The organism is Dankookia rubra, assembly GCF_004355005.1.
Lineage (GTDB): Bacteria > Pseudomonadota > Alphaproteobacteria > Acetobacterales > Acetobacteraceae > Paracraurococcus > Paracraurococcus ruber_A.
The window spans coordinates 102,098-112,864 of record NZ_SMSJ01000017.1 but is presented as its reverse complement, the minus strand read 5'-3'; the positions used below and the strand labels follow the sequence as shown (position 1 = coordinate 112,864).

Annotated in this window: 7 protein-coding genes and 1 tRNA gene; 4 read left to right on the top strand and 4 right to left on the bottom strand. The window is 68.7% G+C overall.

Annotated features, from left to right (window positions below; translation table 11 throughout):
* Positions 1-504: 504 nt before the first annotated feature.
* From E2C06_RS15125 to E2C06_RS15115, 3 genes are all read right to left on the bottom strand, one after another.
* A complete protein-coding gene (locus E2C06_RS15125) occupies positions 505-1,980 on the bottom strand; it encodes a sigma-54-dependent transcriptional regulator (protein ID WP_206664549.1) in 1,476 nt (491 codons plus the stop codon).
* On the bottom strand, positions 1,977-3,326 hold the full coding sequence (locus E2C06_RS15120; protein WP_165982407.1) for a two-component system sensor histidine kinase NtrB: 1,350 nt from the start codon (positions 3,324-3,326) through the stop codon (positions 1,977-1,979). Before E2C06_RS15120 ends, E2C06_RS15125 begins: the two co-directional genes overlap by 4 nt.
* A gap of 446 nt (positions 3,327-3,772) precedes the next feature.
* A complete protein-coding gene (locus E2C06_RS15115) occupies positions 3,773-7,546 on the bottom strand; it encodes a peroxidase family protein (protein ID WP_133289435.1) in 3,774 nt (1,257 codons plus the stop codon).
* A 266-nt stretch (positions 7,547-7,812) separates the two neighbouring features.
* Here E2C06_RS15115 and E2C06_RS40785 point away from each other — a divergent pair, with 266 nt between their 5' ends.
* Positions 7,813-8,103, top strand: a complete 291-nt coding sequence (locus tag E2C06_RS40785; protein ID WP_369126536.1) for a transposase — start codon at positions 7,813-7,815, stop codon at positions 8,101-8,103.
* A 501-nt stretch (positions 8,104-8,604) separates the two neighbouring features.
* Here the strand turns inward: E2C06_RS40785 and E2C06_RS15105 are convergent.
* Positions 8,605-8,694: transfer RNA gene (locus E2C06_RS15105), tRNA-Ser, on the bottom strand.
* 246 nt (positions 8,695-8,940) lie between these two features.
* Between E2C06_RS15105 and rplU the strand changes: the two genes are divergently transcribed.
* The 3 genes from rplU (at position 8,941) to obgE (ending at position 10,699) form a co-directional block, all read left to right on the top strand.
* Positions 8,941-9,258 carry a 50S ribosomal protein L21 gene (rplU, locus tag E2C06_RS15100; protein WP_133289434.1) on the top strand — a complete coding sequence of 106 codons (318 nt, stop codon included), beginning with the start codon at positions 8,941-8,943 and terminating at the stop codon, positions 9,256-9,258.
* Positions 9,259-9,271: 13 nt separating this feature from the next.
* Positions 9,272-9,541: a 50S ribosomal protein L27 gene (gene rpmA / locus E2C06_RS15095; RefSeq protein ID WP_133289433.1), complete on the top strand. Its 270-nt coding sequence runs from the start codon at positions 9,272-9,274 to the stop codon at positions 9,539-9,541.
* A gap of 75 nt (positions 9,542-9,616) precedes the next feature.
* Positions 9,617-10,699, top strand: coding sequence for a GTPase ObgE (gene obgE / locus E2C06_RS15090; protein WP_133289432.1), 1,083 nt, complete (start codon positions 9,617-9,619; stop codon positions 10,697-10,699).
* Positions 10,700-10,767 lie beyond the last annotated feature (68 nt).

Genomic DNA, 10,767 nt, shown 5'->3' with positions numbered 1-10,767 from the left:
GCCGACGTTCCTCTTGCGCCGCCGCCGGCAGCTTGCGCATGTCCACATGCTTCATGCCCCCAACCTGGACGGATCCTACTCGCCTTCAAGACCGCCCAGGCCGGATCAATAGGAAAGGCCGGGGCGGAAGCACGCGCCGACGATCATGCGGTCGGCCTGGACGGTCGTGGCGCGGTGCCCAGCACGTCCGGGATGCCATAGGACAACGCCCGGCCCGGGCTGTTCGCGGCGGTCGAATGGGGGAAAGGCCGACATCGACGCCAGCGGCTGCCGCCATTCCTGCAATCGCCGCCATCACCGAATGCGCTTGCCGAGCGCGAGGCAAGCCGGGATAGCCGGCGTTCCGCGGACGCTGACGTGGCGCCCGGACAAGTGTGGGTTCGACCGACAGCCAACACCGGACCTTGCCGCCCGATTCTTATCGAGCCGGCTCGGGTCGTCTCGAACCGGGTTTCAGCTCGAAGCGCGCACCTGCCCAGGCGCACTCACGTCGGCTCTATAGTCTCAGCCTGCTTCGGGATGCCCAAGCTTGCCGAGCCGGTAGCGCAGCGTATCGCGGCTGACGCCGAGAGCACGCGCGGCGCGTGAGACATTGCCGCCCGCCTGCTCCATCGCCCGGCTGATGACCAGCCGCTCGGCCTTTGTCAGGGTCAGCTCCCCGTCGGCCAGCAACTCTCCGGCCGAGGCTACAGGCTGCCGCGTGGCGGCCGGAGCCAGCGCGAGGTTATCCGCTTCCACCAGCTGGTCCTCCGTCGACAGCACGGCCTGCTCGATCGCGTTGCTCAGCTCCCTGACATTGCCCGGCCAGGCATGGTGCCGGATCAGCGCCTGCGCCCCGGCCGCGAGCCGCAGCCCCGGCCTGCCGTAGCGCCGGCCGTGCAGGGCCAGGAAATGCCGCGCCAGCAGCAGCACGTCGTCGCCACGCTCCCGCAGCGGCGGCACGTCGAGCGTGACGACCCGCAATCGGTAGTAAAGGTCGGCGCGGAACTGCTCGGCGGCCACCATGGCCTCCAGCGGGCGATGGGTCGCGGCCACGAAGCGCACGTCGACCCGGCGGTCGCGCGTGCTGCCCAGGCGGCGCACCGCACGGTCCTCGATCAGCCGCAGCAGCTTGACCTGCAGCGCCAGGTCGAGATCTCCGATTTCGTCGAGAAACAGGGTGCCGCCATGCGCCGCCTCGACCAGGCCGAGGCGGCGCTCCCGCGCATCGGCGGAGGCTCCGCGCTCATGGCCGAACAGCTCGCCCTCCAGCCGGTCCGCCGGGATGGCGGCGCAGTTCACCTCGATGAAGGGCCCGGCCCGGCGGTGACCGTCGAAGTGCAGCGCGCGCGCCACCAAGTCCTTGCCGCTGCCGGTCTCGCCCCGGATCAGCACTGGCGGCGGCAGGTCGCCCGGTGACAGGTGACGCTCCGCATCGAGCAGCCGGGCGATGCCGCGCTTGAGGGCAAGGGTGGCCGGCGCCTCGCCCAGCATCTGGTCCAGGCCGCTGCCGCGGGCGTCTCGGCCACGGTAGTAGGACAGGGCTCCTTCAAGCCGCTCCTGCCCGACCGCCCGCTCGACCGCCAGCTTCAGCTCCCCAAGGGCGAGCGGCTTCGAGAGATAGTCGCAGGCTCCTGCCTTCATGGCGTCGACCGCCACCTGGGTGCTGCCATGCGCGGTCAGGATGATGGCTTTTGCCATCGCGTCGCGGGCCCGGATGCGTGCCAGCACCTCCAGCCCGCCGATATCCGGCAGGCCGAGGTCAAGCAGCACGACATCGGGGCCGAATTCCTCGAACTGTTGCAGTCCGTCCTGGCCGGTCGGCGCGATCCGCACCTCAAACCCTTCCCGCTGCAGGTAGCGCTGGATGTTGCGGGCGAGGACCGCCTCGTCCTCCACGACCAGGATAGCGCCGTGCGGCATCGCATGCTGGGGGACTGCATCCCTGGCCATCGCGTCCGGGTGCATCGCGCCCGCCTTTGATGCCGCCCTGGAGGTCATTCTGCTGCCGTCCTCAGCCGGATGGTGACCGTCGTGCCACGCCCTGTGACGCTGTCCAGCACCAGCGTGCCCCCATAGCTGACGACGATGCGACGGGCCAGTGCCAGCCCAAGGCCGGTTCCCTGCGGCTTGGTCGAGTAGAACGGCCGCGACACCCGCCTGACAAGCTCCGGCGAGAGCCCCGGCCCGGTATCGGCCACGCGGATCTCGACCATCGACCCGGTACGGTCGACAGCAGTCTCGATCACTACCTCGCCGCCCCGCGCTACCGCCTGGATCGCATTGGCGATGATGTTGTCCATGGCGCGGCCGAGCGGCCCGGCCTCGGCACGCACTGCCGGCACTGGCGGCGCGCGCAGGATCAGGCGGACATCCTGCTGGCGGGCCAAAGCGCCGAAGCTGCGCACCGCCTCCTCTAGCAGCGCGGTGACTGCGACCGCGCCAGGGGCCAGAGCCTCCCCCCGCGCCCCGAGCAGGAGGTCGCGCACCCAGCCCTCCAGCCGGTCTGCCTCGCGCAAAATGTCGCCCAGCATCTCGCGCCGGATGCCGGGATCCTGCTCCCCGATCGCCAATTCGGCCGAGCTGCGCATGCTGGCGAGCGGGTTGCGCACGCCGTGTGCGACGGCGGAGGCGAAGGTGCCGACGGTGGCGAGCGTCTCCGCCTCGATCAGTTGCTCGCGCTGGCTGCGCAGCAGCTGGTCGGCTCGGCGGATCATCCAGAACAGCGTGGCATAGAGCAGGCCGGCGCTTGCCAGCGTGGCGGCCCAGACCATTTGCACGCCCTGGTCGATTGTGCGGAACAACGAACTCGGCACCCGGTAGATCTCGACCACGCCCATGACGCGGCGGCTGCCCTCGGCCCAGATCGGCAGATAGGCCTCCATGTACCGGTTGCCCTGCGCCTCTGCGCCGAAGCTCGCGTATTCGGGCTTGGTGCCCGCCGAGATGACGCCGTCCTCCACTGCTATGCCGCCGGCCAGCGCGCGTTGCAGTTCATGGTTCGTCGTCGACCGGTGGCCGATCAGCGCCGGGGTGCTCGACCAGAGGATCACGCCATCCGCGGAATAGACATTGGCGCGAACCACATCAGGCATCTGGGCAATGCTGCCGAAGAAGGCCTCGAGCTGCTGCGTCCCCGCCGGAGAGGCATTGCCGGCGAAGTACTCCGCGGCCGGCTTGACGATGACTTCGCTTCGGATGAAGTCAGCGCTCACCTCCGCGTCCCGCTGCAGCATATGGGCTGAGAGGAAGCTGGTCAGAAGGCTGGCCAAGCCGATCGCGCTGACCGACACCCAGAGCAGGCCCAGCCCGGCGAACCAGCGGACCAAGTTGAAGGGCTGACCCACGGCCTGCGATGCTCGGACTGCGGTTCCAGAAATCCGGCGATCCGCCATGTGCCCCCATCTGTGCGAGAGGATCGGGATCGATGTGCATATCAGGTGGCGGATCCATCGGATGGCACTGCACAGGACACATTGAACGGAGCAACCATGGCGGGTGCCGCAGGTGCCACGCACCAACCCGGATGCCACGGGGCGTGCGCTCCGCACCGGGGATCGTGGGTACCGCCCGTCATAGGGTGGGGCTCATGCCCCGGCAGCACCGGCCAGGGCTGCCACGCCAAGGGGGCAGGCCGTTGATGCCGAGGCTTGCCGCGGGAGGGTAGGCCATGTCCGCCAGGAACGGCGGCGGCACTTGTGCCCCGCACCTCCGGCGGTACCGGCGCAGCTTGGCGTCAGGGGCGGATCCGCGGCGCCAGGCCAGCCGCCTGGGCCGCGGATCCGCCCATCGGTCAGCCGAAGACGGTGAAATCCGCGATCGTGAGGACCGGGTTGCCGCGCAGCGTGGCCATCAGCATGGGGCCATCCGACCCGCTGCCATCCGCGTCGAACCACAGCGTGCCGTCCGTGGTGCGGTAGACGAACTGGCCGGCACCCGCCGCGGCGTCCGCGGTCCCGCCCGCATTGGCGACGAAGCGGCCGGCACCCAGGCCGTGCTCGCCATCGTAATCCACGGCGAAGCCCCAGGCGGAGACCTCGATCCTGTCCTCCCCGCCGGTGAAGTCGAGGATGAGGTCGCCGCCATCCGAGGGCAGCAGGAAGCGGAAGGCATCCGCCCCGGCGCCGCCGGCCAGCGTGTCCGCGCCGGCGCCGCCGTAGAGCGTATCCGCCCCCGCGCCGGTATCCGCCTCGGCGAGGCGGATGCTCCGTTCGATCTCCGAACCTGCCCCTTCGCCGGTCAACGAGACCGACAGGAAGGCGTCGCCATGCAGGAAATCGTTCCCGCCGCGGCCCTCCAGAAAGTCGCTGCCGCCACCGCCGAGGATGATGTTGCCGCCGGCGAAAGTGGCCGCGCCTTGCAGCAGCGCCGACAGCCCGGCGATCAGGCCGGCATCGTCCAAACCGTCGGCGGCGAAGGAATCTCCGGCCAGCGTGTCATCGCCGGCGCCGCCCGAGATGCCCTCGACCGCATCGATCTCAAGCGCCCAGAAGTCGACCTCGACACCGTCGGTGCCGCCGCCATGCACCAGCCAGTCGAAGCCGCGGCCGCCATCCACGCTCTCGTCGCCCTCGCCAGCCACGATGATGTCGTCGCCGTACTCGCCCCGAATGGTATCGTTGCCGCCGCCGCCGGCCAGTACGTCATTGCCGGCGATCGGGGTGACGCCGAAGGGGTCGTCGTTGTCACCGACGATCTCATCGTCGCCCGCGCCGCCCTGCAGCCAGTCGTCGTCCTCGTTGCCGAAAATCGTCCAGCCATCGTCGCCGGCGAGGATGGTGTCGTTGCCTTGGCCGCCGAAGGCTTCTTTGGCGTCGTCGCCGGGCAGCAGCAGGTCGGCCCCTTTGCCGCCGAGCAGCAGGTCATCGCCTTGGCCCGGATCGATGGTGTCGTTGCCGTCGCCGCCCTTCAGCACGTCGTCGCCCGCCATGCCCGACAGGCTGTCGTCACCCGCATCGCCGACCAGCGCGTCGTCGCCGTCGCCGCCCCACAGCGTATCGTTGCCGCCATCGCCCCAGAGCGCGTCGTCGCCGCCGCCACCGGCCATGCGGTCGCCGGCATCGGTGCCGCCGAGCACCACATTCTGATCGCCGAGAAAGGTGACGGTGCCGTCCGCCGCTGTCTCGACCAGCCCGGCCGGGAAGGTGGCGGGATCGGAGACCTCGATCGTGTAGTCCATTTGGGAAAAGATGTTGAAGGGAAGGTGCTCGAGCCCGGTATTGCGCATCGCCAATTCGGCGAAGGAGCTTTCCTCGAGCTGGACGAAGAAATTCAGTCCGGCGGTACGCGCCAGGTAGTAGAAGCGGTCGCCAGATTGCAACGCCTCGAGCTGGGTCTCGAAGACGAAGTTGAAGGTGGAGCCGAGCAGGCCGCCGGTCATCAGCGTCTTTTCCGCCAGGCCGCCGATCCAGAAGTCGATGTCATCGATACCGGTCACCGCCGGGCCGCCGGTCCAGACCCCGGTGCCTTCGAGGAAGTCTAGACGGTCGGCCGGCGCGCCCTCGCCGCCCAGCACGATGTCCGTCGCGGCGGCACGCCGTCCCGCCATCGTGCCGGCACCGAGGATGTCCGGATGTGTGCCATAGGCGGCGAGGAAGTTTACCAGGGAGGCCGGGTGCTTCAGGCCGTCGCCGAACTGCAACCAATTTTCGTAGGGCTTCAACGCGGCGTTGCCATCGGTCGCGTCATGGAACTGCCGCCGCGCCTCGTTCAGCCCCGGCACCCCGGTCTCCCGCGCCCGGGCCATGTTGATGGCCGCAAGGTCGAGCGGGAGGCCGAGCAGGTTGTTGCGCAGCGCGCCGGTGACGAACTCGTCGATTTCGTTGCCGGCCTGGCCGGTGGTGCCGCGGATAATCGCGGCGGCAGCCTCGTCCGAGGTCAGCGTGCCGGCCCCGCTATAGGCGACCGGATTGAGGAAGGCCCCGATCAGACCTAACTCGTCCGTGGTACCGTCGGCCCCGATGCGCGGCAGCGTCTCGGTCAGCATGGAATGGCCGAAGCGGTATACGACATGGGCGAATTCGGCGACGATCGTTGGGTCGATCGTCACGTCGTAGGCTTCGAACGCATCGATATCCGGCTGGATGCGGCGGGCGAATTCCTCAAAGACCAGATGCTGGTACTGCATCTCGGTGCCGAACTTTGCCGCCTGGAACAGCCTTTCTCCGTTCCACTCGCCCGGCGCGACCTGCCATTCCGCGATGAAGGCGGCGTCGCCGGTGGCAAGCACGGTCTGTTTGATCTGCTCGACCAGGCGGTTGTGCTCGGAATGGAAAACGTGGTGGACGGCAGTCAAGCCGATATTCTCGTTGGCGCGGCCATCGCCAGCGACGTAGTGGGCGTCCAGTAGCTCGTTGTCGTAAACGCCGTTGCCCGATTCTGTGGCGCCGGAGACGACGCCGCCGCCTGTTACCGCGTCGCTACCATCGCCGGCCGCGCTGGCCAGACCGATCACGTCGTCCGGATCGGCGGTGCGGCCGATCGGGTCGGCGTTGCGGGCGATGTCCTCAAGGAAGGCATGGCCGGTGCGCAGCGCCGCCGTGGTGCTGACCGGCGCAGCCGCGCTGCCCTCCAGCAGCCCTGTCTTGGTCACGATCTGCGGGAAGCCGTGCGCGCCACGCAGGAAGTTGCCGTAGGCGTCGGTCGCCAGCAACGGCAGGTCGAGCACGTCGGCATCGGTCAGGTCGATGCCCAGGAACCCGCGGGCCTGGGCCTTGATCTCGCCCCAGGTGACCAGGCCGCCATCGGCGCCTGCGAGCAGGCGTCCAGTCGCCATCGGACGGCCCGCGGCATCGAAGGCGTATTCCCGCAGGAAGACTTGGTGCGAGGGGTGGGACGAGTAGGTCTGGTTCTGGTCGACGAAGGGAGTGGTCTTGTTCAGGTGCTCGTGCACGTCGTCGGCGGTGCCAAGGATGCCGTCTGCGCCGGGCTGGTTGGTGGCGCGGGTGAGAACCATGAAGTTGGTCTCGTCGCCGTTGAGTGCGATGCCGTCGGCCCCGTAGGGGTCATAGAGCGGATCATCAGGCTGCAGCGTGATGAAGATGGTGCCGCTGCCACCCTTCTCGACCAGATCGAGACCGTGGTCGAAGAACTGGCCGAACAGGGTGAACCAGGTGTTGAACGGGGGCGCGTCGGGATCGCCGGGCTCGGCATTGGGGATGGACAGGCTGCCGCCGCCGGTGAGGCCGGATACCGCAATGGCCGCCGGGTTGGTGGCGCTCTGGTCGGCGATGAGGTTGCTGATGATCCGCGGCTCAGGATCCGCCACCAGGCCGCTCGTCTGGGCATAGGAGGTGGTCATCGCCGGCCTCCCGCCTGGTCCATCGAGGTCGAGGGTACCTGCATCGCCGAAGGTCGGCGCCAGCAAACGACGGAACAGCAGGTCGGAGGAGCCGTAGCCCGCTTGGTCGAGCAGCAGATTGTTGTCGACGCCGGTTACGGTGCGCAGGCCGAAGGGCAGCGTGGGGTCTTCGATCAGGCTGCTGAGCGGGGTGCCGCCCGCGTTGGCTTCGGCAAGCCGTATCTGAATCAACACGAAATCGAGGTCTTGTCGGGTGAATTCAACCATGGATTGAGTTCTTTCAACGGGAGCGTTGATTACTCGAATCGGGCCAAAACACCCATGATGATACTGAAATATGCGCGATATGACCCAATTTCGTTGTTGTTAGGGTCCTGATTCGGGGAATCGGCGTGATTCGCCCTGTTACGACCGCGCCGTGACACTCTCCGCCATGTCCCTCCAGCACAACGCGGCCCGCCGCCATCGCATCCCGAAGGTGCGCCGCCGGGTCCAGAAGTGGTCGGCCTACGAGACCGGCCCGAGGCGGCGAGGTGAACCGACGCTCCGGCTTGCTGAAGCTGCGGTGGCCGCATGGCAGGCACCGCGGCGGAGCACGCCGGGCGGCCAGGCCCTGGTGCCCGGATGCGGCGATCCAGTCGGTGCTGATGCTGCGGCTCGTATTCCACCTCGCCCTGCGCCAGTCCGATGGTTTTGTCACGGGCGTGCTGCGGCTGCTTGGGCAGGCGCGGCGCGTTCCAGACTGCAGGCTTCAAGGCGGCGCAGCCGCAGCTTCGCCGAGCGGTAGCCCACGACGGTTCCGAACGGCTTGCTGCTTCCGGTGATCAACAGCGCGGAGCTGAAGCTGCTTGGCCAGGGCGAGTGGGTTGAGGCGAAGCACGGCGGGAGGTGCCGGTCCTGACGCAAGCTGCACCTTGCCCTGGACGCGGGCCCCGCTGCGATCGTTGCCAGCTTACTGACCGACAACGCCGCGAATGATGCCGGCCACTGCCGGCACGACGCGAGGCGATCGAGGGCGAGATCACCGGCTCCGAACGTGCACGGGTCGTGCTGGTGGGGCAGCTAATGTCGTGCCGGACGAGCCAGGGTCGATGCCGGGCACCACGGGCCTGGAAGTCGAGAGCGCCGCCGTCTCGGTACTGTCCCGGCTTGTTCAGGGCCTTTGCGCGCAGTGCGACAGGTTGCCGGCCACGTCGCCTAGCGAAGCCCACATTCCACGCTGCGTCCGGGGAATAATGGCAGCCATGCGGCAGTAAACCGCATCTTTTATCTTGCGGGAACGATCACCCATCTGGAGCGCCGGGGAACAGCCGGGGAGGATAGTCTGGCGGAGAGGGTGGGATTCGAACCCACGGTCCGCTTGCACGGACTTCGGTTTTCGAGACCGACGCGATCGACCACTCTGCCACCTCTCCGTGGCCGGACCGCGCTATAAGGGCAGCCGCGCCGCCGCGCAACGCCCTTGCTGCTGACCGCGGCCGGATCCGCGATCGAAGCGCATCCTGCCGTTGACGCCGCTGGCAGGCCCCCGCTATAAGCCCCGCCTCCCGACGGCGCCCCGGCGTCGCCGGCGGCCTTCTATGGCCGATACTTCCACAGAACTCTTCCGGGGCGGTGCCGCCTCGGCACGCAATCCTGGCACGACCAGGTGGGGCCGCACGATGACCTTCGCAGTGATCCGCACCGGCGGAAAGCAGTACCGGGTAACGCCGAACGCCGTCCTGACGGTCGAGAAGCTGGAAGCCGAGCCCGGTGCCACCATCACCTTTCATGACGTGCTCGCGCTCGGCACCGATGCCGGCCTGACCATCGGCGCCCCGACCGTCCCGGGCGCCAGCGTCACCGCGACCGTGGTCGAGCAGACCCGCGGCCCGAAGATCCTCATTCTCAAGAAACGCCGCCGGCAGAACAGCCGCCGCAAGCGCGGCCACCGCCAGGACCTGACCACCCTGCGCATCGGCGACATCGCGGCCGCCTGAAGGAGATCGACAGATGGCACACAAGAAGGCTGGCGGTTCCTCCCGCAACGGGCGCGACAGCGCCGGCAAGCGCCTCGGCGTGAAGCTGTTCGGCGGCCAGGCGGTCAGCGCCGGCAACATCATCGTGACCCAGCGGGGCACCAAGATGATGGCCGGCCCGCATGTCTATGTCGGCCGCACCCACTCGCTGCACGCCGCCATCGACGGCCGGGTGAAGTTCACCCGCCGGGCCGAAGGCCGCGTGCATGTCTCGGTCGAGCCGATCGCCCAGGCGGCCGAGTAACCAGCTCAACCGCTCCGCGCGTTGGTACGGGGGCCTCTCGGCCCCCGTTTGCATTTCCAGGGTTCCATTCCCGTCATGAAGTTCCTCGACGAAGCCAAGGTCTGGGTGAAGGCCGGTGATGGCGGCGACGGCGTCATCGCCTTCCGCCGCGAGAAATACATTGAATTCGGCGGCCCCGACGGCGGTAACGGCGGTCGCGGCGGCGATGTGGTCATCGAGGCCGTGGACGGCCTCAACACCCTGATAGACTACCGCTACGCGCAGCACTTCAAGGCCCGCAAGGGCGGCAACGGCGCCGGCCAGGACCGCACCGGAGCGGGGTCGGATGATGTCGTCCTCAAGGTGCCGGTCGGCACCCAGATCCTGTCGGACGAGAAGGACGTGGTGCTCGCCGACCTGGACGAGCCCGGCAAGCGCGTCGTGATCTGCCGCGGCGGCGATGGCGGGCATGGCAATGCCCATTTCAAGTCGGCGACCAACCGCGCGCCGCGCCGCGCCGACAAGGGCTGGCCGGGGGAGGAGCGCTGGATCTGGCTGCGCCTCAAGCTGATCGCCGATGTCGGGCTGGTCGGCCTGCCGAACGCGGGCAAGTCCACCTTTCTGGCCGCGGTCAGTGCCGCCCGGCCGAAGATCGCCGACTATCCCTTCACCACGCTGATCCCGCAGCTCGGCGTGGTGCGGCTGAATGCCTCCGAGGAGTTCGTTCTCGCCGACATCCCCGGCCTGATCGAGGGCGCGCATGAGGGCGTCGGGCTCGGCGACCGCTTCCTCGGCCATGTCGAGCGCTGCGCGGTGCTGCTGCACCTGGTCGATGGCAGCCAGGCCGATCCCGCCGCCGCCTGGCGCACGGTGCGGGCGGAGCTGGAGCAGTATGGCCAGGGCCTGGCCGAGAAGTCCGAGCTGCTCTGCCTGAACAAGGTGGATGCGATGACGCCGCAGGCCCGTGCCAGCCGGGCGAAGGCGCTGGAACGCGCCGCCGGCGTGCCGGTTATGCTGATTTCCGGCGCGACCGGGGAACAGGTGCCGCAGGTCCTGCGGCGGCTCGCGGACATCGTCGCCAAGGCCCGCGCCGAGCGGGCCGATCGCCCTGCGCCGGCCCCGGTGTTGCCGCCGCGTACCCTGGTCCGCCCGATCGGATCGCTCGACCAGGAACAGTAGTCGGCGTCTCGCCCAGGCGGATGGCGCCCGGGCCGAGAATTCTCGACCAGTCATCGGCAGGATCGGAA

Coding starts and splice junctions, on each gene's coding strand:
- E2C06_RS15125 (WP_206664549.1), bottom strand. CDS start 1,980: ATGACCTCCAGGGCGGCATCAAAGGCGGGCGCGATGCACCCGGACGCG.
- E2C06_RS15115 (WP_133289435.1), bottom strand. CDS start 7,546: ATGGTTGAATTCACCCGACAAGACCTCGATTTCGTGTTGATTCAGATA.
- rplU (WP_133289434.1), top strand. CDS start 8,941: ATGACCTTCGCAGTGATCCGCACCGGCGGAAAGCAGTACCGGGTAACG.
- rpmA (WP_133289433.1), top strand. CDS start 9,272: ATGGCACACAAGAAGGCTGGCGGTTCCTCCCGCAACGGGCGCGACAGC.
- obgE (WP_133289432.1), top strand. CDS start 9,617: ATGAAGTTCCTCGACGAAGCCAAGGTCTGGGTGAAGGCCGGTGATGGC.